General features: G+C 59.5%; 26 protein-coding genes. 13 read left to right on the plus strand and 13 right to left on the minus strand.

Features of this window, described 5'->3' with window-relative positions; translation table 11 throughout:
* Nucleotides 1–50 precede the first annotated feature (50 nt).
* The 3 genes from ACQQ2Q_RS02915 to ACQQ2Q_RS02925 all read left to right on the plus strand — a co-directional run bounded on the left by ACQQ2Q_RS02915 (nucleotide 51) and on the right by ACQQ2Q_RS02925 (nucleotide 1,834).
* Nucleotides 51–710 carry a glutathione S-transferase family protein gene (locus tag ACQQ2Q_RS02915; RefSeq protein ID WP_428185520.1) on the plus strand — a complete coding sequence of 220 codons (660 nt, stop codon included), beginning with the start codon at nucleotides 51–53 and terminating at the stop codon, nucleotides 708–710.
* Nucleotides 711–825: 115 nt separating this feature from the next.
* Complete coding sequence (locus tag ACQQ2Q_RS02920; RefSeq protein ID WP_428185521.1) at nucleotides 826–1,245, plus strand: VOC family protein; 420 nt, start codon at nucleotides 826–828, stop codon at nucleotides 1,243–1,245.
* 1 nt (nucleotide 1,246) lies between these two features.
* Nucleotides 1,247–1,834, plus strand: coding sequence for an IMPACT family protein (locus ACQQ2Q_RS02925; RefSeq protein ID WP_428185522.1), 588 nt, complete (start codon nucleotides 1,247–1,249; stop codon nucleotides 1,832–1,834).
* 10 nt (nucleotides 1,835–1,844) lie between these two features.
* Here ACQQ2Q_RS02925 and ACQQ2Q_RS02930 read toward each other — a convergent pair whose 3' ends face one another.
* The 3 genes from ACQQ2Q_RS02930 to choX all read right to left on the minus strand — a co-directional run bounded on the left by ACQQ2Q_RS02930 (nucleotide 1,845) and on the right by choX (nucleotide 4,682).
* Nucleotides 1,845–2,852 carry an asparaginase gene (locus tag ACQQ2Q_RS02930; RefSeq protein ID WP_428185523.1) on the minus strand — a complete coding sequence of 336 codons (1,008 nt, stop codon included), beginning with the start codon at nucleotides 2,850–2,852 and terminating at the stop codon, nucleotides 1,845–1,847.
* Between the two features lie 79 nt (nucleotides 2,853–2,931).
* A complete protein-coding gene (locus tag ACQQ2Q_RS02935; RefSeq protein ID WP_428185524.1) occupies nucleotides 2,932–3,750 on the minus strand; it encodes an alpha/beta fold hydrolase in 819 nt (272 codons plus the stop codon).
* The gene (gene choX, locus ACQQ2Q_RS02940) at nucleotides 3,750–4,682 is read right to left on the minus strand and encodes a choline ABC transporter substrate-binding protein (protein WP_428185525.1); all 933 of its coding nucleotides are present in this window, start codon (nucleotides 4,680–4,682) and stop codon (nucleotides 3,750–3,752) included. Before choX ends, ACQQ2Q_RS02935 begins: the two co-directional genes overlap by 1 nt.
* A 106-nt stretch (nucleotides 4,683–4,788) precedes the next feature.
* On the opposite strand from choX, the gene betI (ACQQ2Q_RS02945) reads away from it, so the two are divergent.
* Nucleotides 4,789–5,391: a choline-binding transcriptional repressor BetI gene (gene betI, locus ACQQ2Q_RS02945; RefSeq protein WP_428185526.1), complete on the plus strand. Its 603-nt coding sequence runs from the start codon at nucleotides 4,789–4,791 to the stop codon at nucleotides 5,389–5,391.
* 109 nt (nucleotides 5,392–5,500) lie between these two features.
* The gene (locus ACQQ2Q_RS02950) at nucleotides 5,501–6,235 is read left to right on the plus strand and encodes a DUF3750 domain-containing protein (protein ID WP_428185527.1); all 735 of its coding nucleotides are present in this window, start codon (nucleotides 5,501–5,503) and stop codon (nucleotides 6,233–6,235) included.
* 290 nt (nucleotides 6,236–6,525) lie between these two features.
* Here the strand turns inward: ACQQ2Q_RS02950 and ACQQ2Q_RS02955 are convergent, their stop codons facing one another.
* From ACQQ2Q_RS02955 to ACQQ2Q_RS02965, 3 genes are all read right to left on the minus strand, one after another.
* Nucleotides 6,526–8,439 (minus strand): glycosyl transferase, encoded by a 1,914-nt coding sequence (locus tag ACQQ2Q_RS02955; protein ID WP_428185528.1) that lies wholly within the window; start codon nucleotides 8,437–8,439, stop codon nucleotides 6,526–6,528.
* Between the two features lie 160 nt (nucleotides 8,440–8,599).
* A complete protein-coding gene (locus ACQQ2Q_RS02960; RefSeq protein ID WP_428185529.1) occupies nucleotides 8,600–9,601 on the minus strand; it encodes an NAD(P)H-quinone oxidoreductase in 1,002 nt (333 codons plus the stop codon).
* 87 nt (nucleotides 9,602–9,688) lie between these two features.
* Nucleotides 9,689–11,500, minus strand: coding sequence for a bifunctional diguanylate cyclase/phosphodiesterase (locus tag ACQQ2Q_RS02965; RefSeq protein ID WP_428185530.1), 1,812 nt, complete (start codon nucleotides 11,498–11,500; stop codon nucleotides 9,689–9,691).
* Nucleotides 11,501–11,714: 214 nt separating this feature from the next.
* On the opposite strand from ACQQ2Q_RS02965, the gene ACQQ2Q_RS02970 reads away from it, so the two are divergent.
* The 4 genes from ACQQ2Q_RS02970 to betB all read left to right on the plus strand — a co-directional run bounded on the left by ACQQ2Q_RS02970 (nucleotide 11,715) and on the right by betB (nucleotide 16,344).
* Nucleotides 11,715–12,554 (plus strand): alkaline phosphatase family protein, encoded by an 840-nt coding sequence (locus ACQQ2Q_RS02970; RefSeq protein ID WP_428185531.1) that lies wholly within the window; start codon nucleotides 11,715–11,717, stop codon nucleotides 12,552–12,554.
* A 204-nt stretch (nucleotides 12,555–12,758) separates the two neighbouring features.
* Nucleotides 12,759–13,358, plus strand: coding sequence for a transcriptional regulator BetI (gene betI, locus ACQQ2Q_RS02975; protein ID WP_428185532.1), 600 nt, complete (start codon nucleotides 12,759–12,761; stop codon nucleotides 13,356–13,358).
* A complete protein-coding gene (gene betC / locus ACQQ2Q_RS02980) occupies nucleotides 13,349–14,878 on the plus strand; it encodes a choline-sulfatase (protein WP_428186468.1) in 1,530 nt (509 codons plus the stop codon). The genes betI (ACQQ2Q_RS02975) and betC overlap by 10 nt, the downstream gene beginning before the upstream one ends.
* 2 nt (nucleotides 14,879–14,880) lie before the next feature.
* Nucleotides 14,881–16,344, plus strand: a complete 1,464-nt coding sequence (gene betB, locus ACQQ2Q_RS02985) for a betaine-aldehyde dehydrogenase (protein WP_428185533.1) — start codon at nucleotides 14,881–14,883, stop codon at nucleotides 16,342–16,344.
* Nucleotides 16,345–16,352: 8 nt separating this feature from the next.
* On the opposite strand, the gene ACQQ2Q_RS02990 is transcribed toward betB, so the two are convergent.
* The 3 genes from ACQQ2Q_RS02990 to ACQQ2Q_RS03000 are packed head-to-tail and all read right to left on the minus strand — an operon-like array spanning nucleotide 16,353 to nucleotide 16,997.
* Complete coding sequence (locus ACQQ2Q_RS02990; protein WP_428186469.1) at nucleotides 16,353–16,559, minus strand: helix-turn-helix domain-containing protein; 207 nt, start codon at nucleotides 16,557–16,559, stop codon at nucleotides 16,353–16,355.
* Nucleotides 16,560–16,562: 3 nt separating this feature from the next.
* A complete protein-coding gene (locus tag ACQQ2Q_RS02995; RefSeq protein ID WP_428185534.1) occupies nucleotides 16,563–16,715 on the minus strand; it encodes a hypothetical protein in 153 nt (50 codons plus the stop codon).
* A 3-nt stretch (nucleotides 16,716–16,718) separates the two neighbouring features.
* Nucleotides 16,719–16,997 carry a type II toxin-antitoxin system RelE family toxin gene (locus ACQQ2Q_RS03000; protein ID WP_428185535.1) on the minus strand — a complete coding sequence of 93 codons (279 nt, stop codon included), beginning with the start codon at nucleotides 16,995–16,997 and terminating at the stop codon, nucleotides 16,719–16,721.
* A gap of 17 nt (nucleotides 16,998–17,014) precedes the next feature.
* On the opposite strand from ACQQ2Q_RS03000, the gene betA reads away from it, so the two are divergent.
* The gene (betA, locus tag ACQQ2Q_RS03005; protein WP_428185536.1) at nucleotides 17,015–18,667 is read left to right on the plus strand and encodes a choline dehydrogenase; all 1,653 of its coding nucleotides are present in this window, start codon (nucleotides 17,015–17,017) and stop codon (nucleotides 18,665–18,667) included.
* A 175-nt stretch (nucleotides 18,668–18,842) separates the two neighbouring features.
* Here betA and ACQQ2Q_RS03010 read toward each other — a convergent pair whose 3' ends face one another.
* Nucleotides 18,843–19,088, minus strand: coding sequence for a PIN domain-containing protein (locus ACQQ2Q_RS03010; RefSeq protein WP_428185537.1), 246 nt, complete (start codon nucleotides 19,086–19,088; stop codon nucleotides 18,843–18,845).
* A complete protein-coding gene (locus ACQQ2Q_RS03015; protein WP_428185538.1) occupies nucleotides 19,082–19,297 on the minus strand; it encodes a CopG family transcriptional regulator in 216 nt (71 codons plus the stop codon). The genes ACQQ2Q_RS03010 and ACQQ2Q_RS03015 overlap by 7 nt, the downstream gene beginning before the upstream one ends.
* Nucleotides 19,298–19,519: 222 nt before the next feature.
* On the opposite strand from ACQQ2Q_RS03015, the gene ACQQ2Q_RS03020 reads away from it, so the two are divergent.
* Entirely contained in the window at nucleotides 19,520–20,908 is a 1,389-nt protein-coding gene (locus ACQQ2Q_RS03020) for a chloride channel protein (RefSeq protein WP_428185539.1), read from the plus strand.
* A 6-nt stretch (nucleotides 20,909–20,914) separates the two neighbouring features.
* On the opposite strand, the gene ACQQ2Q_RS03025 is transcribed toward ACQQ2Q_RS03020, so the two are convergent.
* Together ACQQ2Q_RS03025 and ACQQ2Q_RS03030 are read right to left on the minus strand one after the other, a co-directional pair.
* The gene (locus tag ACQQ2Q_RS03025; RefSeq protein ID WP_428185540.1) at nucleotides 20,915–22,300 is read right to left on the minus strand and encodes a virulence factor family protein; all 1,386 of its coding nucleotides are present in this window, start codon (nucleotides 22,298–22,300) and stop codon (nucleotides 20,915–20,917) included.
* Nucleotides 22,297–23,478, minus strand: coding sequence for a phosphatidylglycerol lysyltransferase domain-containing protein (locus tag ACQQ2Q_RS03030; protein WP_428185541.1), 1,182 nt, complete (start codon nucleotides 23,476–23,478; stop codon nucleotides 22,297–22,299). Before ACQQ2Q_RS03030 ends, ACQQ2Q_RS03025 begins: the two co-directional genes overlap by 4 nt.
* 394 nt (nucleotides 23,479–23,872) lie before the next feature.
* Between ACQQ2Q_RS03030 and ACQQ2Q_RS03035 the strand changes: the two genes are divergently transcribed.
* Nucleotides 23,873–24,622 carry a phosphoadenylyl-sulfate reductase gene (locus ACQQ2Q_RS03035; RefSeq protein WP_428185542.1) on the plus strand — a complete coding sequence of 250 codons (750 nt, stop codon included), beginning with the start codon at nucleotides 23,873–23,875 and terminating at the stop codon, nucleotides 24,620–24,622.
* Between the two features lie 36 nt (nucleotides 24,623–24,658).
* The gene (gene cysD / locus ACQQ2Q_RS03040) at nucleotides 24,659–25,618 is read left to right on the plus strand and encodes a sulfate adenylyltransferase subunit CysD (RefSeq protein WP_428185543.1); all 960 of its coding nucleotides are present in this window, start codon (nucleotides 24,659–24,661) and stop codon (nucleotides 25,616–25,618) included.

Consider the following 25,618-nt stretch of genomic DNA (forward strand, 5'->3'; position numbering starts at 1 on the left):
ACCCCGGCTAGGGTCGTTTCTCATTCCAGATCAGTGAAGGAGAACAGGGTATGCTGACGATTTACGGCGCCTACCGATCGCGCGCTACGAGAACCCTGTGGTTTGCCGGGGAACTGGGACTTGCCTTCGATCACGTGCCGGTGGTGCAGGCCCGCAGGCTGGCCGATCCGCGCGCTCCGGACGCGCCGATCAATACACGCTCGACATCTTTCCTCGCCATCAATCCCATGGGCACGATCCCGACCATAGACGATGACGGCTTCGTGCTGTTTGAATCCATGGCCATCAATCTGTATCTGGCGCGCAAGCATGGCGGACCTCTGGCACCGGCAGATACGCAAGAAGACGGGCTGATGAGCCAGTGGTCGTTTTTCGGTGCAACCGAGATCGAGACCAATGCGCTGAAGATATCCACCGCAGCCGCCGAGGGCCGGCTCGAGTCAGAGGCCGGACAGGCAGAGGCGGCAGTGGCCGTTCGCCTGCTCACACGCCCATTCGGCGTGCTGGAACAGCACCTTTCGTCCAACGACTATATGGTCGGTGGCCGTTTCACCGTTGCCGATGTCAATCTGGCCGAAATTATCCGCTATGCCTCAGCGCATATTCCGCTGATGGAAGCACATCCTCATGTTCGCGACTGGCTGGCGCGCTGCCAGGACCGTCCGGCTTTCAAGGCCATGTGGAGCGCGCGCGCGGACGAAGCCGAATAGAAAGCAGACACGCCGGCATGGGACATGGAGCTCTCGGATGCCGAGACTACCTGTTTGCAGCCGCCTGATATTGGGGTAACAAATCCCTCGAATGCCCCTCCTGGAGAAACTTGCCATGCGCCCTTTTCACCTTGCCTTTCCGATTACCGACATCGAAGCCACGCGGCATTTCTATGGAACGGTGCTGGGTTGCCGGATCGGGCGCGAAAGCCCCGGCAAGTGGATCGACTTCGATCTGTTCGGCCATCAGATGTCGGCGCATCTGCGCGCTGAGATGCCGAAGGATACGGCAAGCGGCACGGTGGATGGCGATGTCGTGCCAATCCCGCATTTTGGCGTGATCCTGAAGATGGAGGACTTTCTCTCGCTTGCCCGAAGGCTAAACGAGGATCCGTCCACGCGCTGGGGCATGAAGCCGAAGCTGCGCTTTGAGGGAATGGCCGGCGAGCAGCGCACGATGTTTCTCTACGATCCATCCGGCAATGCGCTGGAATTCAAGGCCTATGCCGACGAAGGCGAGATCTTCGCCGTCTGACATGTTCCAACTGGCAGAACCGGTCTCCTTCGAGCAGATCATCAAGAAAAGCAGGTTTCTGGCCTTCGCTATCCCCGTTGCAAGCGAGGACGAAGCGAAGGAAGCAATTGCCGCGAGTTCCACCGGTGATGCCAACCATAATTGCTGGGCATGGCGGATAGGTCAGGCGTATCGCTTTTTTGATGACGGCGAGCCCGGCGGCACTGCCGGAAAGCCGATCCTGGCTGCCATAGACGGCCAGGACGTCGACAATATCGCCGTTGTCGTCACCCGCTGGTTTGGCGGCGTGAAGCTCGGTACTGGCGGGCTGATGCGCGCCTATGGGGGCACCGCGGCCAGTTGCCTGAAGGCGGGCACGCTGTCGCCGGTGATTGCCATGACCGAGGGGACGGCAGCGGTGCCGTTTTCCGATCTGGCACTGGTCAAGGCACGGCTCTTGTCCATCCCCGGTCTGTCGATCACGCGCGAGGATTTTACCTCCACCGGCGCCGACATCACCCTTCGCGTTCCAATCTCGGATACCGGCACCGTTTCCGTCCTGGTGAGCGACCTCACCAATGGCCGTTCCCAGTTTAGGTTCGACGACTGAGGTTCGTCACTCAGGCAAACAGCGCGTCGGTGACGCGGACATCGCCGACATGGATGCCGTTCCAGTTGTGCATCCGGTGATGGGCCATGGCCGTCAGGGCTTCGCGCTCGGGCGTTCCGGCCTCGAAATGGGCCGACAGCAAGCCGGCAATCATGGCTTCTGCGGCGCGGGTGGTGCCGTCTTCGCATTTGAGTGCAATCGAAATGCCCTTTTCCGGCAGAATGGCGCAGAACACACCTTCGGCACCGGTCTTGGCAAAGATCTTGCCGGGCGACAGCGTCATCAGGCGCGTACAGAAGCGGTCGGTTCCCGCCACATAAAAGGGTTCAGCCATGCAGGCTTCAATCAGCTGGCGCGCAGCCCCTGCCCGCAGCGGCTCAAGCCCGTTGCCCGTTCCCATCTTGGCAAAGCCACGCGCCAGGGCGACAAGCGGAATGGCATAGGTGGGGATCGAACAACCATCAGTGCCGCAATTGTCCTCGCCAAGGGCCGCACCCGTCAGGCTTTCCATGACACCGCGGATGTCGCGTTGCAGCGGGTGATCATAGGTGGTGTAGCCTTTCGGATCGTAACCCAGATGGCAGCAGGCGCAGACAAAGCCGGAATGCTTGCCCGAGCAATTGTTATGAAGGGCGGATGGCTTGTCGAGGCTGCGCGCCTGATGAATGAGGACCTCGCTCTCCGACGACCAATGGGCGCCGCATTCAAGCACGCTTTCGTTCTGTCCGGCGCGCGCCAGCATGGAGGCGGCGAGTTCGACATGGGCATCTTCGCCAGAATGCGAGGCACAGGCAATTGCCAGTTCGCTTGCGCCGAAGCCAAAGGCATTGGCGGCACCGCTTTCAACCAGCGGCAATGCCTGCATGGCCTTGCAGGCCGAGCGTGGGAAAACGGCTGCGTCGACATCGCCCAGCGACTGCATGACCTTGCCATCGCCATCGACCACGACGGCAATACCGCGGTGACGGCTTTCGACACGGTTGCCACGAGTGACTTCGACGAGAACGGGATTGGTCATGCGGCACCTCTATGCGATCACGATATTTGGATGTGCCTGATACGCCCTCGCCCGCATTTTGCCAACCGCAAAGCGATAGTCAGTCGCGCAGATCGGGCGCTGCCAGGTCGCGGAGTAGATTTGCCACGAGTGCCGGATCTTCCCAGTGAAGGTTGTGCCCCTGCCCCGCAAACGTCCTGCCGCGCGCATTGGGAAAGGCGGCAACGAGCCTTGCCTGTTCATGCGGGCCAAACAGCGGATCGTCTGCGCCCGACAGGGCCAGAACCGGACATGTCACTGTGCCCGCCAGTTTCCTCAGGTCGAGCGACGACATGCCCTTGAAGATCCGACGCCAGACATCGGCCGGCATGGCGGCTGCCTCCCGTCGTGCGACCGCCAAGAATGCCGGATCGACCGGGCGGGCACAGCCATGCCAGTCGTCGAAAAAGGGATCGGCCGGATCGATGGGATCGGAAAAGCGCTCAATCGCCATGGCCAGGAAGCCATCATCGGGCATGGCCGGTGTCAACGAACTGGCCAGAATGACGAGGGCTTCGACACGATCGCCCAGCTTGGCCGCAAGTTCCGTCGCAATCATGCCGCCCATGGAATGACCGACGATGATCAGACGCTCGAGGCCAAGATGATCGATCAGTGTTTCAATATCAAAGGCATAACCTGTTATGCCTGATTGTTGTCTGGCTGAGGACGCGCCGTGCCCCGGTAGATCCGGAATGACCAGGTTGAAACCGGGCAGCATGGCGGACAGGCCGGCATAGCTGCGGCTGCTATCCGTATACCCATGGATGAGCAGCAGTGCCGGACCGTCTTCGGCTGCATGGACAAAAGCCAGCTGGCGGCCATCCGTCAGATCAAGCACCTGTTTTCTGGCCGCCCAGTCATCATTGACAGCATGCATCACAGGCCAAGCGCTGCCTTCACTGCCGGCAGACCGGGTTGACCGTCTACAGTTTCGACGCCCTCAAGCCAGGCGTCGAGACGCTGCGGCTCATCCTTGATGGCTTTCTTGGCAGCCTTTTCCGGCTCCATGCCGTCATCGATCAGATAGCCCATGCCACGGTTTTCAAAATCGATGTCGAAGGCGAGGTTCTGAAGCAGCTTGCCGACATTGGGGCATTCCTTCAGATAGCCCTTGCGCACCTGGGTGGAGACGGTGGCGGCACCGTAATCGGGACCGAAGAACTTGTCGCCGCCGGTGAGATAGCGCATGTCGATCGAGCGGTTCATCGGGTGCGGAGCCCAGCCCTGGAAGACGATGAACTCCTTGTTCTTCATCTTGCGCTTGACCTCGGACAGCATGCCGAGTTCGCTCGACTCGACCACATTCCAGCCGTCGAGCTTGAAATCAGGATCTGCGATCACATCGAACATGGTCTGGTTGGAGCCGGGTTCGATGCCGTACATCTTGTGATCGAACTGGTCGGCGAAGGTATGCAGGTCGGAAAAGTCGTGAACGCCGGCCTCATAGACGTAAGCCGGCACAGCGAAAGTGTACTTGGCGCCTGTCAGGTTAACCCGCACATTCTCGATATTGCCGGAGTCCTGATAAGGCTTGAAATAGATTGTCATGGCCGGATCCCAATAGCCGAGAAAGGCATCGAGGTCCTTGTTCTCAAGGCTCTTGTAGATCACTTCGACGCCGAGAAGGCTGGTCTTTGCCTCATATCCGAGACTTTTGAGCAGGGTCATGCCGACACCGGTGGTGAAGGCGAGATCGTTCCAGCCGGGCTCTGCCATGCGCACGGTGCGGCAGCTTTCAGGCTCGGCGGCGAATGCCTGCCCGGTGAATGCGGCAACGGCAATGATCGATAGTCCCAACGGCTTCAGCATCTTGCTCTCCTTCAATTGTCCATACGGATAATTTATTGACCCATGGGACAACAATTGATCTTTCCGGTAAATTTGTCAACATGGGGCCCAAATGGGAAAGCCTGCGATGAAATTGACAAGGATCAGCGTGATCAGGCGGCAAGAGCTAAGGCTTGCCGCTTACGAGGTGTTACAGCGTGAGGGGATTGCCGGCGCGACGCTGGAGAAGGTGGCTGCCCATACGAATTCGTCCAAGGGGATCGTGCTGCACTATTTCCGCAACAAGCAGGAGCTGTTCGAGCAGGCCATGCGGGAGGCCAATTCGCAGCTGCGCGACGCTGTGTCCGCACGGCTGAAAATTGCAACGACACCGCAGGAACGGCTGAACGCCGTGATCGAGGGCAATTTCGAGGAGCGGTTCTACCAGCCGGCCACCTGCCATGCCTGGCTCTCGCTTTGCGCGGAGGTGCCGCGCGTGCCGCAGTTTGCGCGTATCCAGAAGGTGATCCATGCCCGCATGCGCTCCAATCTTCGCTCCGCGCTCAAGCATCTCCTGCCGAAAGCAGAATGCGAAGAGGTCGTGCTGGCACTGACCACGCTGATTGACGGGCTGTGGCTGAGGCTCGGTCTCGACAGTGGCGGGATTACCAGACAGGTGGCTCTCGATCAGATCCACTCCTATCTCGCCCATCGCCTGCCCGGCGGCTGGCCTGTTGCGCCGAAAGCGTGAGGACCTCTTATCGGGCCGGTTCCGCGTTCACATCATTGTGGGGTCGTGCACCGCAATTTGGCCGTTTTCGACCTCACAGTTCATGCGCTTTCCTCACTCAGGCGGTCCCATGCGCATCTTGAAAATTCTGGTTCTCGGGTTCTCGGTCATCTTCCTGCTGCCAAGCCTTCTGTCGGCTGCGATCTGGATGACAACGGAGCATCCGGAAAACTGGCGCGCGGCCAAGTGGTCGTCGTCAGGGCTGCTGCCCGAGGCGACGTCCGACGACGAGGCTGCGGTCTATATTCTGTCTGCCAAGACCGGCGGGCTCAAGGGTGCCTTTGCAAGCCATGCCTGGGTGGTGGTGAAGCCGAAGGGCGCAAGCTATACACGCTATGACAAGGTGGGCTGGGGCTCGCCGATCCGCCGCAACAACTATGCGCCGGATGCATTCTGGTATTCGAATGCGCCGGTCATCGTCACGCAAGCGCATGGAGAGAGAGCCGAAGCCCTTATTCCCAAGGTCGAACGGGCCATCGCCGATTATCCCTTCGCCATGACCGGCGGCTACCACATCTATCCGGGGCCCAACTCCAACACCTTTGTGTCGCATGTGCTGCACGCGGTGCCGGAGCTCGATGCCGTTTTGCCATCGGATGCGGTGGGGCGCGACTATCCGAGCGATGGCCAGCTGTTGAGCTTTGGCGCGGACGGACGGGATTTTCACATCAACTACAAGGGCTTGATCGGTCTCGCGGCAGGTGCGCGCAGCGGGCTGGAGTTTCAGCTTCTGGGACTGGTGGCCGGTATCGATCTTTCAGCCCCGGGTCTGAAGGTGCCGGCCTTCGGCACGATCCGTTTCTGAGACAGCCAGGCCCAGAAACAGGAAAAGGGCCGCCCAAGGCGGCCCTTCCATGAGTTTGGTCCCATCTGCGGACCCGGATCATCACAGATGACCCGAAGGAAGGCGGGTTAGGTCGAGGGCTGCCCCGTCAAAACCAGTACCTTTCCCAAGTCAGCAATGCGGACCGAAATCTCATTAGACATTGGATCACCTTCCTTTCGTTTCGTTGATACTGATGGAAAGGATAGGCTGGAAAATGGAATCCGGCAAGCCCTTGCTGCTAAAGTCTAATCACGCTTTTTTTCATACGCTTACACGAAGGAATCGGTGCGCGCCGGAAGCGCTGGCACATCGATATGATCGGGCTTGAGGCCGGCCCTCGCCCGGACGGCCATCATCTCATATGCGGTTTCCAGATGACGGGCAAAACGTTCGTTGTCGAACAGTGGCGCGGTAAAGCGTGCAGCCTCCATGCGGGCGCGAATGGCGGCCAGTGCCTGCGGGTCTGCGGCAAGGCGTGCAGCTTCCGCCACCAGCGCTTTCTCGTTATCCAGAACGAGTTCGGGAACACCAAGCGCCGTCAACAGACTTTCCGACACGCGACCGGCGAAGGCCGTGCCCTTGACCGTAATGACCGGAAGACCCGCCCACAGCATATCCGACGTGGTCGTGTGGCCATTGCAGGGAATGGTATCGAGCGCCAGATCGGCCAGCGGCAGCCGGTTGATGTGATCGGGATATGGGGCGCGTTCGGCAAAAATGATCCGGTCGCGCGAAATGCCCTGTTCGGCAAAGGCTGCGGTCAGGTTGCGGCGCGCCAGTGGATTGTTGCACATGACCCAGAAAACCGAACCCGGCACTGCATTCAACACCTCGGCCCACATATCGAAGGTGCGCGGTGTGATCTTGAAGGTGGCGTTGAAGGAGGCAAAGACGAAGGCGTCGTCTGGCAATCCTGCCTGCCTGCGGCTCATACGTTCCGGCTTTGGCCGGGTTTCCCAGTTGTTGGCCTGATAGCTTTCCGGCAAGCGGCAGAGCTTTTCGGCCCAATGGGGCTTGCTGCTGTCAGGCGTCACGATCGGATCGGTGATGGCGTAATCGAGATCGATGCCGGCGACGGAGCCCGGAAAACCGAGATAGGTTGCCTTGATCGGTGCATCCGAGCGGTTGACGATGCCAAGCCGAGCGCCGAGCGTATGGCCCTTGAGATCCACCAGGATATCGATGCCGCGTTCGCTGATCAGGTCCGCCACCGCATCATCGGACAGATGGTCGATGGTGACGACCGCCTGGCGCAGATGTTGCGGCCACGCATCCCGATGATGAGCGACGCTTTGCTCTCCGTAACACAGAAGCACGATGTCAAACTTCTCCAGATCGTGCTGCGCCATGGCTTCCATAAACAGCGTCATGGTGGCGTGATCGAAAAAGTCGTTGGAGAGATAGCCGATGGTGAGCTTGCTGCCGGCCGGCGAAATCGCGCGGCGCTCGCGCTTGAGCCTTTCGAGGTTCGCACTGTGGGTCCGTGTATCCTGGCTTGGACGGGCATTGATGGCCTCATCGCCACACCAGAGAAGACGGCCAAGCGCGGATTCGGCTGCGATCTGGCGCATGACGACCGGCGCATCCGGCGTTTCCAGTTGACGGTCATGCTCGCGCAGCGCTGCGAAATCGCAGATTTCGCGCGCCACCACGTAACGTGACATATGCAGGAAGGCGTTGTGGGGTTCCGACGCAATCGCCGAATTGAGCTCGTCATAGAGTTCCTCGAGACGGCCGGACAAACGGTAGTAATTGATGATCAGTGCCATGTGGCGGTCGTTGCTGCGCTCGAGCTTCGCGATGATCGGCGACATGTCGCCACGCAGGCCGTTACCGAAAAAGACACTGCCGACCAGATAAGCCAGATCGCTGTCGTTCGGATTGAGCGCCACGGCGCGCGGTCCATCGGCAATCACGCGATCAAAGCGGCGGGCGTCGTGAAAAAGGGTGACGGCCAGCTTCATGAAACCGGCGGCCTTGTCGTCTTCGTAGCTGCCGGCCCTGGCAAAGGCGTCTGCTGCCGGCAGACGCTCGCCGAGCTTGTACTGGATGGAGCCGATCAGTGCCTGCACACCACTCTCATGCGGCCCGGCCTTGCCCACAGCCGACTGCGCAAATTTCAGCGCCTTGGGCAATTGGCCTGCCTTGTATTCCTTGAGCGCGCGCTGAAAATCGGTGTTCATCCTGGCATGTCCTTCCACACTCCGTCTGCGCGCAATTGGCGAACACCGCGCGGACGGCGACAGCTTGCTGTACAGATTGCTCGCGCGGGAAGGTTATCGAGCGACCGTTGCACGAGGCTGGCGTGATCGGCAGATAAGCAGATGGATCGGGACAGAGATATCAGTCGAAGGACAGGACAATCTTGCCGATATGTTCGCTTGTTTCCATCAGCTTATGGGCCTCGACCACCTGATCGAAGGCAAAAATCTTGTGAATCACGGGGGCGACATCGCCTGTCTCCAGAAGCGGCCAGACTTCCTTGACCAGATCATCGCGGATGGCCCGCTTTTCCTCCGCCGTGCGCGGGCGCATGGTGGAACCGGTGACCGTCAGGCGCTTGACCATGATGGGCGCGAGATTGGCCTTTTCCGCCACCGCACCGCCGAGAAAGGCGATGATCGACAGGCAGCCATCCTTGGCAAGAACGGAGAGATTGCGGTCGAAATAGGCAGCCCCGATCATGTCGAGCACGGCATCGACGCCGCGTTTGTCGGTATGCTCCCTGATGACCTCGACGAAATCCTCGGTCTTGTAGTTGATCGCCCTGATGGCGCCGAGATCGACGCAAGCCTTGCATTTGTCGTCGCTGCCGGCCGTGGCGTAGACCGTTGCGCCAAAGGCCCTGGCAAGCTGGATTGCGGTCGTGCCAATGCCGGAGGTGCCGCCGTGAATGAGCACGCTTTCGCCATCGGTCAGACCGGCCATCTGGAACAGATTGGCCCAGACGGTGAAGAAGGTTTCGGGCACGGCTGCGGCCTTCACCGCATCATAGCCCTTCGGCCAGGCCATGGCCTGACCGGCTGGCACCAGACAATATTCGGCATAGCCGCCGCCATTGGCGAGCGCGCAAACCTTGTCGCCAAGCTTGAAGTCGGACACGCCCTCGCCGACGGCCACCACCTCACCTGCAACTTCAAGGCCAAGCACCGGGCTTGCATCCTTGGGTGCGGGATAGGTTCCCTGACGCTGGGCCACATCCGGCCTGTTGACGCCAGCCGCTTCGACCTTGAGCAGCAGTTGGCCGGCTGCGGGTTTCGGCACAGGCATTTGCGAAAGCCGCATGACATCCGGCGCGCCGAAATCCTTGAGGTCTACAAATCGCATGGTTTCGGGAAGCGTCATCGGGGGGCTCCTTTGTTCGCGAGGTCAGCACACACTTAGGGTGCTATACCCCGCTTGAAAAGAAGGCTCATTGACGCGGACGGTCAATCACGCCGCTTCTTCGCCCATGGCGAAACTGTCGATGAAGAGACCGCTTTCACTTTCCTTGGCCTTTTTCTTGATGCGGGCGATCACCGCACTGACGCGACTCACATCATCCATCACAAGCCCGTCCGGCAGTGCCAGGACCGCGATGGAGCAGCGCATCAGCGGGAAGGTTCGTTCATGACCGTTGCGGTCCTTGCCGTGGATGAAGCCGTTACGGCGTTCTTCGTGTCCGTAAAGCGTGGTGACATCGTCGTGGAAATCGCTGAGCAACCGGTCGAGGATCTCGGTCAATTCCTCTTGCGTCCAGCCGCGCACGCCGATGAAGAAATCATCGCCGCCGACATGGCCCAGAAAATCGCCCTCGGAGAAGAAGTAGCGTCGCATGAGAGCGGCAAACAGGGTGATGGCGTGATCGCCGATATGGAAGCCGTAGTGATCGTTGAACGGCTTGAAATAGTCGAAATCGCAATAGCAGAAAAAGCGGGTTTCATCGCCGTCGCGCACGACATCCTGCATGAAGTCGCGAATGGCGAGATTGCCCGGAAGGCCGGTCAGCGGGTTTTGATCCTGCGCCACCTTCAACTGCTTTTCGTTGATCACGCGGATCAGTGACCCTGCCGAGACGACACCGGCATAGCGCATGTTTTCCGTGAGGATCACGCAGTCGGAGCCATCCATATTGGCAAAGATCGACATGAGCCGTTCGGCATTGGTATCGAGCCCGACGATGGGCGCGCGGGCGACGAATTGCGAGACGGTACGCTCATATAATTTGTTCTTCAGGAGGTCTCGGCCGAAGGGATGGTAGATATATTCCTTCAGGTGATGCTCGCTGATGGTGCCGCGCGGCTCGCGATTGGCATTGAGGACCGGAAAGAAGGTCTGGGTGGGATTGCGCCGGAACAGATCGAAGACCTGGTCGATGCTGTCATTTTCATAGACGATCGAGCGGTTCTCGATTTCCTTGCGGATCAGGATCTCATCCAGAGACTGGCTGGAGCGGCGCACCTTGCCGAGATCCTGCAGATGCGGAAAAGCCGGCTTCAATTCATTGAGATGCGTGGTCGGTCGGGCGATGAACCAGCCCTGCACCAGATCGACCCCGAATTCCCGGCAGACCAGAAATTCCGCTTCGGTCTCGATACCCTCGGCAATCACTCTTACGCCCAGAACATGGGCGATGTTGACGATGTTTCGCACAAGGTGGCGCTTGCGCGGGCTGGAATCGAGATTGCTGATGAAATGGCGGTCGATCTTCACATAGTCGATCGGATAGTCGCAGAGCAGCTTCATCTCGCCATGACCGACGCCGAAATCGTCGATGGCCAGCTTGAATCCGGCCTTGCGCATGGCGTCGATGAGCCCGTTGAATTCCGGATGACCGGTATTGTCGAAACGCTCGGAGAGTTCGAAGCAGATCGATGAGGGCGGGATGCCGGAGGTCTTCAAATGCTGGGCCAGAACCTCGATCATCTCCTGCCCTTGCGGGATCAGCCTGACATCGAGATTGAGGAAGAGTGTCGAGCTTGTGTAATCGGGAATGGTAATGAACTTGGCCAGCGCACGGCTTGCCACCATCTGTTCCAGCGCCAGAAGCTGGCCGGACGACTGGGCACTGTCGAGAAGATCGATCGGGTTTTCAAAGCCGATGCGATCCTGTCCGCGCATCAGCGATTCATATCCGAAGACATCTCCGGTGCCGACTTCGACAATGGGCTGAAAAGCGTTTTCCACCACAAGCTTGGCAAGCGATAATAACTGGTCGCTGGCAAATCGGCGCAATACTCCCGCTTCAACCGCTTCCGCAACCATTTCGCTCTCCAAATATCTTTGTTTTTTATGGCCTTATCCTGATTTCTAATCCTCAAGGAATCCTTTCCCGTTCATGACGATCTGATGAAAGTTTTGTGACGATTGGTGGGGTGCTGTTCAGCCGATCAATTCGGTTATACAGCGAAAGAGACTGTGAACGCGCGACATCTACCCATTGCGGAGAGATCGGCCGAGCGTGCCCGAGGAGGACGACATGACACTGAACAACAAACTCCTGCTGATCGTTCTGGATGGCCAGCCGTGGCGGAATGCCCGCAGGCTGATGGGCAATCTGGAAGGCTGGGTGCAATCCGGCGAAGCGCGGGTGTGGAAGATGCGCTCGGTGCTGCCATCCACCTCGGCGTCCTGCTATGCCTCGATCCATACCGGCGTGCCGCCGCAGGTACACGGCGTCTTGTCCAATGACGTTGTTTTTCGTGTGGAGCAGCCAGACATCTTCTCGGAAATTGCCAAGGCTGGCGGCAAGTCAGGCGCCGTCACGCATTCCTTCTGGTCGACGTTCTTTCAGCGTGCGCCCTTCGACATGGTTCGCGACATCGAATATGACGAGGTGGACGGGCCGATCCATCATGGCCGTTTCCACACCATGGCCGGCTACAACCACCAGAACCAGATGACGCCGAGCGATCTCGACCTGTTTGCAACGCTGACCATGCTGACGGAACGGTTTTCCATCGACTACGGTATTCTCCACACCTGCACGCTGGACAGTATGGGCCACCGCTACGGCCATGATTGCACCCAGATGGATGCTGCCTGTTTTACCATCGACGCCCAGCTTGCCGCCTTTCTGCCGCGTTGGCGAAGGGCTGGATATGAGGTGATCGTCACTGCCGATCATGGCCAGACAGATCGCGGCCATCATGGCGGTCATGATGACGAAATGCAGGATTTCGCCTTCTACTGGTTTGGCGGTGGCGAAGGGCCGGACAAGGATACCCTGCTCGATCAGCTTCAGCTCGCCCCGACCGTGCTTTCGCGTCTCGGCGTGCCGCTGCCTGGCAGCATGACGGCAAAGCCGTTCCTGCGCTAGGACATCGAGAGCATCAGGGGGAAAAGCGCGGGGGATGTCCTGTCGACACATCTCTCGCGTCTCGGCGTCTTGGGGCAGCAAAACGCCCCTGCTGGCACAAGCAGGTTTGCTCCCTATCGGGGAAAATCCGTTGCAATACTTGCCTTTCGACCCCGTTTCGTGTTTTTAATTGACTAATCAATCAATAAAAAACCCGGAGACCCGATGCCCAAAGTCGGAATGGAACCTGTTCGTCGAAAAGCCCTGACCGATGCCGCCTTGCGCGCAATCGGCCATCACGGCTCGCTTGCAGTGACCATGTCGGAGATTGCCAAGGAGGCGGGCGTGTCGCCAGCGCTGGCACATCACTATTTCGGCTCCAAGGAGCAGTTGCTGGTCGAGACCATCCGCGAATTGCTTCGCCGTCTGCGGCGCGATGCGGTGGTCGCACTGGAGCGGACGGTCGACCCGCGCGCTCGGATCTCGGCGGTGATCAAGGCGAGTTTTGCGACCGAACAATTCGCGCCAGAGACGATTTCGGCCTGGCTTGCCTTTTATTCGGAAGCACAGCGTTCGGAACAAACCCGCAAGCTGCTCGTCATCTATGCAAGGCGCCTTCGCTCCAACCTCCTGTCCGCCCTGAAAATGCTCTGCCCGCCCGATGACGCGGCCCGAATTGCCGAAGGCGCAGCCGCGATGATCGATGGACTTTACCTGAGGCAAAGTCTCAAATCGGCACCGATCTCGATCAAGGCGTCGATCGCGCTGACCGAAGACTACATCAATGCCCAACTCGCTCCCTTTTCCAGGAATCCATTGCCGTGACAAAGCCGAATATTCTGATCATCATGGTCGACCAGCTGAACGGAAAGCTTTTTCCGGACGGCCCGGTAGACTGGCTGCATGCGCCGAACCTGAAGGCGCTGGCCGCCCGTTCCGCGCGCTTCAAGAACAATTACACATCCTCGCCGCTGTGTGCGCCGGCGCGCGCCTCCTTCATGGCCGGACAATTGCCGAGCCGCACGCAGGTTTACGACAACGCTGCCGAATATGTGTCGTCGATCCCGACCTTTGCCCATCACCTGCGCCGCGCCGGCTATTACACCGCGCTATCGGGCAAGATGCATTTCGTCGGCCCTGACCAGCTTCATGGTTTCGAAGAGCGGCTGACGACGGATATCTATCCGGCCGATTTCGGCTGGACACCGGATTACCGCAAGCCGGGCGAGCGGATCGACTGGTGGTATCACAATCTCGGTTCCGTCACCGGTGCGGGTGTTGCCGAAATCTCCAACCAGATGGAATATGACGACGAAGTGGCCTTTCTGGCCAACCAGAAGCTTTATCATCTGGCCCGCGAAAACGACGATCAAGGCCGCCGCCCCTGGTGCCTGACTGCATCCTTTACCCATCCGCACGATCCCTATGTCGCGCGGCGCAAATACTGGGACCTCTATGAAGACTGCGAATATCTGCTGCCGGAAATCGGCGAGATCCCGTTCGACAGCCAGGACCCGCATTCGCAACGCCTGATCCATTCCTGCGACTACGACAAGTTCAATGTCACGGAAGAAGACGTGAAAAACTCACGTCGCGCCTATTTCGCCAATATCTCCTATCTCGACGACAAGGTGGGCGAACTGATCGATACGCTGACGCGTACGCGGATGCTGGACAATACCTATATCCTGTTCTGCTCCGACCATGGCGATATGCTTGGCGAACGCGGCTTGTGGTTCAAGATGAGCTTCTTTGAGGGCTCGGCGCGCGTACCGCTGATGATATCCGGCCCCGGCATTGAGCCCGGCCTGTTTCAGGTGCCGACCTCGAACCTGGATGTGACCCCAACGCTTTGCGATCTGGCCGGTATTTCCATGGACGAGATCATGCCCTGGACCGATGGCATGAGCCTCAAGGGCGTGATGAACGGTGAAAAGCGCACCGCGCCGGTGTTGATGGAATATGCCGCTGAAGGCTCCTATGCGCCCATGGTGGCCATCCGCGAGGGCAAGTGGAAATACATTCATTGCGCGCTCGATCCCGACCAGCTTTTCGACCTCGAAGCCGATCCGCTGGAGCAGAACAATCTGGCGACAGACGAACGCCATGCCCCCGTGCTGGTCTATTTCAACGCCAAATGTCGCGCCCGCTGGGACATGGACGATTTTGACGCAGCCGTGCGCGAAAGCCAGGCGCGGCGCTGGATCGTCTATGAGGCCCTTAGAAACGGGTCCTACTACCCCTGGGATCACCAGCCGCTGCAAAAGGCATCGGAGCGCTACATGCGCAACCACATGGACCTGAACATCCTGGAAGAATCCAAGCGCTATCCGCGAGGAGAATGACTATGCAGACCCAACCGCCCGGCTCCCATTTCATCGACGGCGAATATGTCGAAGACAAGAACGGCACCGTTATCGAGAACATCTATCCGGCATCCGGTGAAGTGATCGCGACACTTCATGCAGCAACGCCGGCCATCGTCGAAAAGGCGATCGCCTCGGCCAAGCGTGCGCAAAAGGAATGGGCCGCCATGAGCCCGACGGCCCGTGGCCGCGTCCTTCGCCGTGCCTCCGAGATCATGCGTGAACGCAACAAGGAGTTGTCGGACCTCGAGACGCTGGATACCGGCAAGCCGATCCAGGAAACCATTGTCGCCGATCCGACCTCAGGCGCCGATTCGCTCGAATTCTTCGGTGGTGTCGCACCGGCTGCGATGAATGGTTCGCATATTCCGCTTGGGCAGGACTGGGCCTATACACGACGCGTGCCGCTTGGCGTTTGCGTCGGCATCGGTGCGTGGAACTACCCCCAGCAGATCTGCTGCTGGAAGGCGGCACCGGCGCTCGTTGCTGGTAACTCCATGGTGTTCAAGCCATCGGAGGTGACGCCTCTGGGCGCCCTCAAGATCGCCGAAATCCTGATCGAGGCCGGCCTGCCGAAGGGCGTGTTCAATGTGATCCAGGGCGATCGCGATACCGGCCCGCTGCTGGTCAATCACAAGGATGTCGCCAAGGTATCGCTGACGGGCTCGGTGCCGACAGGCCGCAAGGTAGCAGGCGCTGCCGCCAGCCAGTTGAAGCATGTGACGATGGAGCTGGGCGGAAAGTCGGCAATGATCGTCTTCGACGATGCCGATATCGAAAGCGCCATCTCCGGGGCCATGCTCGGCAATTTCTATTCGACCGGACAGATCTGCTCCAACGGTACCCGCGTGTTCGTGCAGAAAGGCATCAAGGAGGCATTCCTCGCTCGCCTGAAGGAGCGCTCGGAAAAGATCCTGATCGGCGACCCGCAGAAGGAAGAGACCCAGATGGGTCCGCTGGTTTCCTGGTCGCAGCGCGAAAAGGTGATCGGCTATATCGAAAAGGGCAAGGCCGAAGGCGGACGTCTGGTCACCGGCGGCGGCATTCCCAACGATGTTTCCGGCGACGGCTATTATGTGCAGCCAACCGTGTTTGCCGACTTGACCGACGACATGACCATCGTTCGCGAAGAGATCTTCGGTCCGGTGATGTGCGTTCTCGATTTCGACAACGAGGCCGAAGTGATTGAACGGGCCAATGCGACCGAGTTCGGCCTGGCCGGTGGCGTCTTTACCGCCGACATGACCCGCGCACACCGCGTCGTCTCAGAACTGGAGGCCGGAACGGTGTGGATCAACACCTATAACCTGTGCCCGGTGGAAATGCCGTTCGGCGGCTCCAAGCAGTCAGGCTTCGGGCGCGAAAACTCGCTCGCCGCGATCGAACATTATACGGAACTGAGAACGGTCTATGTCGGCATGGGACCATGCGAGGCGCCGTATTGATGCAGAGGTCAGTCGCCGATATCGACCACGATGTCGTCGAGATCGACCTTGAGCGCATTCGCGATGCGCTTGAGGACGTCGACCGAGCCCGTCTTCTTGCCCTTTTCGATTTCCGAGAGATAGGGCTGGGAGATGCGGGCGGCGAGCGCAAGCTCAGAGACGCTCATTCCGCGATAACGGCGGAATGTACCGATACGGCTGTCCGTCTCCCACAGCTCTTAAACAAGTTCTGCGGGCCAGGTTTCTTCACCTGCCTCCACCCGCGCCATGGTCCGGTGAGCGGCCAGAGTGTCCAGAAGATCTTCATATTCTTCCTCGGGGACGAGTACATAGGACTGCCCCTCGATTACGGTCTTTTGCAACGGCCCCATGGTTCACTCCTTGTAGATGCCGCCTGGACCGGCTTCGATCACGATGACCAAAGCCTCCTGCTCATCAACGATCACGCGGTCATCGCCGACCCGGATACGCAGCAGCTGACTTCCCTTGAGTTTCTTGACATCGACGAGCTCACCGCGGGCAAAAGCATCCAACTTGAAACGGATTGCAATACGCCGTTTCGGCTGCATTCGATCCAGTGCTTTGCTTGCTGCCTTGGTGTAGCGCGCAAGTTTCATTTCGCAAATATAGCTTACAGCTATAATTGCGTCCATTCGACGAGGGTTTTGCAATGAACCAGGCAGATTACATCATCATCGGTTCCGGCTCCGCAGGCTCGGCCATGGCCTATCGTCTTTCCGAAGACGGCAAGCACACGGTCATGGTGCTGGAATATGGCGGGTCGGATTTCGGACCGTTTATCCAGATGCCGGCAGCTCTTGCCTGGCCGATGAGCATGAAGCGCTATAACTGGGGTTATCTGACCGAGCCGGAACCGCATCTCAACAACCGGCGCATTACCGCGCCGCGAGGCAAGGTGATCGGCGGATCGTCCTCGATCAACGGCATGGTCTATGTGCGCGGTTCGCAGGAAGATTATACTCGCTGGGAGGATAATGGCGCTGCAGGCTGGGGCTATGCGGATGTGCTGCCCTATTTCAAGCGGATGGAAAACTCCCATGGCGGTCAGCCGGGATGGCGCGGGACCGACGGGCCGCTGCATGTTCAGCGCGGCCCTGCCAAGAACCCGCTGGTGCAGGCCTTTGTCGAGGCCGGCAAGCAGGCCGGGTTCGAGACCACGGAAGACTATAACGGTGAAAAGCAAGAAGGCTTTGGCCTGATGGAGCAGACCATCTGGAAGTCACGCCGCTGGTCTGCCGCCAATGCCTATCTGAAGCCCGCCTTGAAGCGGCCCAATGTCGAGCTGGTGCGCTGCCTTGCCCGCAAGGTGGTGATCGAGAACGGCCGCGCCATCGGTGTCGAGATCGAACGCGGCGGCAAAATCGAGGTGGTGAAGGCCAATCGCGAAGTGATCGTTGCAGCCTCGTCGTTCAACTCGCCCAAACTTCTGATGCTGTCCGGCATCGGTCCGGCATCGCATCTGAAGGACATGGGCATCGCGGTAAAGGTTGACCGTCCGGGCGTGGGCGCCAATCTGATGGATCACCTGGAATTCTATTTCCAGCAGGTGTCGACCAAGCCCGTCTCGCTCTATTCCTGGCTGCCCTGGTTCTGGCAAGGCGTGGCCGGCGCGCAATGGCTGTTTTCCGGCAAGGGCCTTGGCGGTTCGAACCAGTTCGAAAGTTGCGCCTTCGTGCGCTCGGCGCCCGGCATCAAGCAGCCGGACATCCAGTTCCACTTCCTGCCCGTCGCCATTTCCTATGACGGCAAGGCAGCGGCCAAGAGCCACGGCTTCCAGGTTCACGTCGGCTACAACCACTCGAAGTCGCGCGGCAATGTCACGCTGAAATCCTCCGATCCGAAGGCCGATCCGGTGATCCGCTTCAACTATATGAGCCACGAGGAAGACTGGGTGAAGTTCCGCCACTGCGTGCGGCTCACCCGCGAACTGTTCGGTCAAAAGGCGTTCGACGATTTCCGCGGCCCCGAGATCCAGCCGGGCGAAGACGTCCAAAGCGACGAGCAGATCGACGCCTTCCTGCGCGAGCATCTGGAGAGCGCCTACCATCCCTCGGGCACCTGCAAAATGGGGGCAAAAGACGATCCGATGGCGGTGGTCGATCCGGAATGCCGGGTGATCGGCGTCGACGGTCTTCGGGTTGCCGACAGTTCGATCTTCCCGGATATCCCCTATGGCAATCTCAACGGCCCGTCGATCATGACCGGCGAAAAAGCCTCCGATCATATTCTGGGACGTGCACCGCTGCCCCGCTCGAACCAGGAGCCCTGGATCAATCCACGGTGGGAGACGAGCGACCGGTAGGCGGCGCTGATTGCCCTTGCTTGCTTGATGCGTGCGACCGCGCCCTTGCGCATGCATCAAAGCCTGTAGGGAATTCGGATACCGGGGTGAGTTTCCCTGAAATCCTTGCGGTTGCGCGTGACCAGAATGAGATTGTCGACCGCGGCGCTCGCCCAGATAATGGCGTCGGGTAACCTTATTTTTCGGCTTTCCGGATTTTGACTGCTTGCTCAGCGACTGACTGGTCGATGGCAATGATGTCGAAGTCCGACAGGTAATCTCGTGTGCGTTCGGAGACGGCAGAAGCGGCCCCAACCATCACGTCCATCCAGGTGATCACACTAATGGCTTTTGCGTCATAGCGCGCCAGTTCAACGCGCGCCTCATCCCGACCGTTGAGGTAGTCAATCAGGATATTGGTGTCGAATAACGCCTTCACCATTCAGACCGGAATTGCAGCCGATATTCCAGCCCATCTACAGGCTCGCTTCTCCAAAGGCCGAATGCGTCGGCTGCATCCAGTTGCCGCTTGCGCGCCAGAAGGTCGGCGACCGCCTGGCGAACCAGAGCTGCGCGCGACAAACGCTCCCGCTTGGCGAGTTGATCCAGGGCGCTCAGGTCATCCTCGCCAATATCCACAATTGTCCGCATCTCATTTTCCGCCATCTGATGACGAGGCATGATGTCAAGGTTGCCGCATATCTCAATTCATCGCTTGGTTCCTGTTCATCGACAAGAATTTTTGCCAGCGGGTTGCAATGAAAAACCACGAGGAGGATAAGGGTTCTTAACTTCCTTTCTTCACGATTGGATTGCGTCAGTCCGCCCGGCCTGACGGTCAATTTCATTTTGTTTGCGTAAAGACGCCACACCATGCCCACGAGTTACAAGAAGCTGAAGATGCTGCGCCGGTCCCGGGTGATGTGGGGCTCGTGGCGGGTCTGGAAGCCTCGCGCCGTTTTCTGGGCCGGTGCACTCGCCATTGGCGTGATCAGTGTCGTCTTCGCCCACATGGCCGACGTCGCGCAGAACCTGTTTCACGGTTTGCTCGACAGCGGAGAATCCACCTATCTGCTGCCGCTGATCCTGACACCTGTCGGTTTTGCATTCTGTTCCTGGCTTGCCTTTACCCTTTTCCCGGCGTCACAGGGCTCCGGCATTCCACAGGCGATTGCCGCCCGCCATCTGCGGCGCGACAGCGAACGGTCGAGACTGCTGTCGCTGAGGGTTGCGGTTGGCAAGATCATGCTGACCATCGTTGCCCTGTTTTGCGGCGCCTCTATCGGCCGTGAAGGTCCGACGGTTCAGGTGGGTGCATCGATCATGATGATTGCCGGGCGCATTGGCGGCATGGCGCAGGCGCAAGGGTTGATCCTTGCCGGTTCAGCGGCCGGCATTTCAGCGGCCTTCAACACGCCGCTTGCCGGAATCGTCTTCGCCATCGAGGAGATGAGCCGAACCTATCAATCGCGCGCAAACGGGCTGGTGCTGACCGCTGTGATCCTCTCGGGTCTGTCGGCGCTTGGTCTCGTTGGAAGCTATACCTATTTCGGCTCTGCCAGCATCACAGTGGTGAAACCCGCGGAATGGGCCGCGGTGATCATCTGCGGCATCGGTGGCGGCGGACTGGGTGCCCTGTTTTCGGCCGGATCGCTCAGCGCATCGCGGCGCATCCGCCGCTGGGCGCAGCCCGATCCGATCAAGCGTATGGTCGGCCTTGCTGCTGCCTGTGGCCTGGCCGTCGCTGTCATCGGCGTCATCGGTCATGGCAGCACATTCGGAACCGGCTATGAGCAGGCCCGCAGCGCCATTGAAGGCGATGCCCTGCCGTTTAGCTATTTCCTGGAAAAATTCGCGGCGACTTTCCTGTCCATGGCATCCGGTATTCCCGGCGGTATTTTCGCACCATCGCTTTCTGTCGGTGCCGGCTTCGGCAGCACGGTCGGGCAGATGCTCGGTGTCTCCATCGGCCTTGCTGCCGTGCTTGGGATGGCCGGATATTTCGCAGGCGTCGTTCAGGCGCCCATGACGGCATTCGTGATCATTCTGGAAATGACCGATAGCCATGAAGGCGTGATTGCGCTGATGGCGGCCTCCATGCTCGGTTATCTGACCTCGCGCATGTTTGCGCCGGAACCGCTCTATCACGGTCTTTCCCGCGCCTGGATTGCCGAGGGCATCCGCATGCAGCGCGCGATGGCCAAGGTGGACGGTGACGACACCGAAGCAGCGACCAAGCCCGACGCCCAACCGGAGCGCTAGATCCTCTCAGGGATTAGAAGCCACACGCTGGCGCAGTCTGTCCAGAATATGGTCGGCAATCAGTTCGTATTTGCCGTCGAAGTGGTGACCGCCCGGTCGCTGGATGATTTCGGCACCTTGTCGTTCAAGCGTCCCGAGCGCCAGGCACCCGCTTTCGGTCTCGGCAACGCCGTAGACGCATTGCAATTTGCCCGCCGGCATGGCCTTCACCAGATCATCGACCGGATCGCCATACTTCCCCTCGCCTGACATACCGAGCCAGCCGGTGACGGCGATCTCGAAGTCGGCACTGCGCGACAAGGCCAGAAGGGAAACGAGTTTCACATCGTCTCTGATATCATCTTCCAGTTTTGCGAATGCGGCGGGCAGTATGTCGGCACCGAAGGAATAGCCGACTAAGGCGACTTGCGATACGCCGTAGCGCTTCCGATAGGCCTTGATGATGGCGGTCAGATCGGTCGCCGTCTGTTGCGGTGTTTTCTCGCTCCAGAAATAGCGCAGACTATCGACGCCGACGACGGGAACACCGGCCTGTTGCAGGAAGAAGCCGAGCTTGCGGTCGATATCGCGCCAGCCGCCATCTCCGGAATAGATGATGGCAAAGACGTCGTGGCCGGCGTCTGCCGGAAGCTCGACGAGCGGCAGGTCGAGCGCGACATTGGCACCCGCAAGGCTCGCGGATACAGCATTCAGAGCATCGGACAGAACTGCTGCAGGACTACCCTTGGCCTGAACCACCGCCACATCCGGATGGCTGGCTTGAAGCCGTGCGGCATGGCGACGGCCAACTGCGCTGGCAGCATGCGTCAGCGCGATGGTGACGGGATCAGGGAGCGGGCCTTTGGTCAGCCCATAGGCGATCCCATCGCTTGACGGCGTTTTGGGTGCCGGGGTGCAGAGCGGGTTTTCCAACGGAACGACACTGCCGGGATCGACAGCGATGGTGGCCGATATGGTGGAGACAGGGGTCTGCGCCGCTATGGCCAGCGCCAGTGTTGCGCCTTCCCCCAACCCCGCCACGACAGGTGGGCGATAGGTTTCGATAGCGGCCAGGCGATGCAGTTGCTTGGAGATGCGCTCGATATCGGAGACCAAATAGAGGCACGATCTCTCTTCCAGAGCCAATGCGCGATAGTAGGCCGGAAGATCGACACCCACGGTCACGACCCCCTTATCGGAAAGCGTGCCGGCTATCGAAGTCTCTGCCGTTGACCAGCCCTCCTCGCCCGACAACAGGACCACAACGGCGCGGGCCTGATCGCGCGGATAATAAATGCGGTCGAGCGGCAGGCTGGTCGCCGTCAGCGTTTCGGACGTTTCGGACGATTCGGCGAAAACCATTGGCGCCATCAGGAGCCAAGCCGAGGAGACTGCGACCAGGACTTTTTTCATCGCCTCAGGACACCCCGCAGACCACCTCCGATCAGGAGGGTGACGTCAAGCAGCGCCGCCATTGGAAATGCGCTGCCGGCGACCGCCAGGTAGCGTGGCTTCCATGCGGGGTCGAATTTGGATTTGAAGGCCTGGACGCCACGGAAATTATAAAAGCGCTCGCCATTTTCGAAGATGCGATTGCCGATATGGTTCCACAGAGGGCGTTTGCCGTGCACATCCAGCCCGGCAAGCGGTGCCATGCCCATGTTGAGACTGCGAAAGCCTTGAGCCTGCAGATGCAACATGATGCGCACGAATAAGAGATCCATGGCACCGCGATGGATGCCGGGACGATTGCGCATGAGATCGATGAAGGCATCTCCGCCGCTTACGGCCGTCAGAATATTGGCAAAGGCAATGATGACTCCTTCGTGGCGAATGACTGCCACCGGACCGGACTGCACATAGTTGCGCTTGAAGGTGCCAAGGGAAAAGCCCTTCTCGCCGGCATTGTGCGCGGCAAGCCAGCTATCGGAGACTTCGGACAGTTCATCCAGCACTGCGGGCACAGCTTCCGCTGCCAGCATTTCGAACTCCAGGCCGTCGCGTTCTGCGCGATTGATGGAGCGGCGCAGTTTCAGCCAGTCGCCGCCGGCCAATGTGAAGGTGGACAAATCGACCACAGCCTGTTCGCCGAGCTTGTAGGTCTTCAGCCCCATATCGGCGGCCACCGGCATGAAGTCGGGCGAGACCTGATAAAAGACCGGGCGACAACCCGACTTTCTGGCATGGGCGATGAATTTTCGCGTGAGCGCCTGCCATGCGGACTGGTCTCCCACCGGATCAAACAGCGATACCATGGAGCGACCGCGGCGGGCATACATGATGAAGGCGTTGCCGCAATCGGAAAACAACACGGTCTTGTCACCCAACCGGACCAGGCCTGCGGCGGCATTTGTCTGGCGGCCCAAGATTTCCACGGCGCGCGCAATCTCGTCTTCGCTTGGCGGCAATTCGCGCCGGCGCGGCAAGCGCACGAGTTTCCGGCCGGCAACGGCGCCGGCGACGACGGCCAGTCCGACACCGCCCGTGGATTGCGGCAGCAGACGGGCAGAGATGAACCGCGACGTCGCGGCCATAAGCCCGTCATTGAGAATAAACTCGGCACCGAGTGCCGTCGCACTCGATAGCGCCACGAGTGCGCCTCCGACTTTTGCGGCTTGACGCCGCCGCCTTGCATGACCAGTGCCCACGATCTCTGCCGTGCCGGATGAAAGACCATCCGATTGTTGTTGTTTGGACGTCAACGCCACCATCAAAGCCTCAATAAGAACGCAACTCAGCCTGCACGCGAAAGCGTGCCGTCGGGTGGTTTTGACATCAGGATGTGAATTCTTTTTTAAAGCATCTGCTAAAATAAAATTAGCTAGCGAACATATTCGCGATTGCTGTCATTCGGGGCGTGTTTTTCCCGTCATGCGGCAATGCGAGACAGATTTGCTCAGCGTTTGAGCGAATCTGAACGGCTATTTCTGTCCGTTTGTCCGCGCTGCTGGGATAATCCGCTGACGATGGACGCAGGATGATCCAATGACATTGCACAGCCGAGAACAAACAGCAGCAGCGCTTGATGAACAACTGGCAGCCCTCGATCTTGCCGGTCGACTGGCGCTTGTTGCCAATCTCGGCGGACGGGCCGTCTTTACCACCTCGCTTGGCATCGAAGACCAGGTGATCACGGCGGCCATCGGCCTCGACCGCTTGCCCATAACCGTCTCCACGCTGGAAACGGGTCGCCTCTTTGCCGAAACGCTGGCGCTGATGAATGAGACCGAAGACCGCTTCGGCATCGAGATCGAGCGCTACCGCCCCACGCAGGACGACATCGATACATATGCCGCCAAATACGGCCTCAACGGTTTTTACGAAAGCGTCGAAGCGCGTCACGCCTGCTGTCATGTGCGCAAGATCGTGCCGCTTTCCAAGGCTCTTGACGGTGCCTCGGTCTGGGTCACGGGCTTGCGCCGCTCGCAATCCGGCAACCGCGCCAACACGCCGTTCGCCGAATATGACAGCGAGCGCAATCTCATCAAGGTGAACCCGCTGGCCGACTGGTCCATCGACGATATCAATGCCTATGTCGAAGAGCAGGCCGTGCCGACCAATCCGCTGCACAAGCGCGGCTATCCCTCGATCGGATGCGAACCCTGTACCCGCGCCATCAAGCCCGGCGAGCCTGAACGGGCCGGCCGCTGGTGGTGGGAAAACGACGAGACACGCGAATGCGGCCTGCATGTGCCGGAAGCCGCTGCATCCTCACCCAATTCAAGCTCACTCTGAGACAGGCCGTTCGGCCACAAGACTGGAATTCAGTTCATGGACACCCTGCATCATTCCGAATTCGATCCACATTCGAAAGACGCCCCGACCAAGCCGCCGCTCGATCCGCATTTGAAGGCGCTGGAAAACGAGGCGATCCATATCTTTCGTGAGGTGGCTGCCGAGTTCGACAAGCCGGTGATGCTCTATTCCATTGGCAAGGACTCGTCCGTTCTGCTGCATCTGGCGCGCAAGGCCTTTTATCCCGGACGCGTGCCCTTCCCGCTTTTGCATGTGAACACCGGCTGGAAGTTTCCGGAAATGATCGGCTTTCGCGACGAGATCGCCAAGCGCTACGATCTGGACCTGATCGAACACAAGAACCCGCGCGGCGAGGCCGAAGGTATCACGCCGTTCAGCCATGGGTCGTCGCTCTATACCGACATCATGAAAACCGAGGCGCTTCGGCAGGCCCTGGATGCCGGCAAATATGATGCAGCCTTTGGCGGTGCACGGCGTGATGAAGAGGCAAGTCGCGCCAAGGAACGCATCTATTCCTTCCGCACCCCCGATCATCGCTGGGACCCGCGCAACCAGCGCCCGGAACTCTGGAACATCTATAACGGCATGATCCGTCAGGGCGAGAGCGTGCGCGCCTTCCCGCTGTCGAACTGGACCGAGGTCGATATCTGGCGCTACATCGAGGCGGAAAACATTCCGCTGGTGCCGCTCTATTATGCCAAGAAACGCCAGTATGTGGAGCGCGACGGCATGCTGGTCTGGGCGGAAGATCCACGCTTCGAGGCTCTGCCCGATGAACAGATCCAGGAAGGCATGATCCGCTTTCGTACCCTCGGCTGCTGGCCGCTGACGGGCGCGATCCGTTCCACTGCCACGACCCTGCAGGAAGTGATTTCCGAGCTGGAAATTGCCACGGTGTCGGAACGCCAGGGCCGCGCGATCGACCGCGACCAGTCCGGCTCGATGGAAAAGAAAAAACGCGAAGGATATTTCTGA

It is taken from the genome of Agrobacterium sp. ES01 (assembly GCF_050320885.1).
In the GTDB taxonomy this organism is placed as follows: Bacteria; Pseudomonadota; Alphaproteobacteria; order Rhizobiales; family Rhizobiaceae; genus Allorhizobium.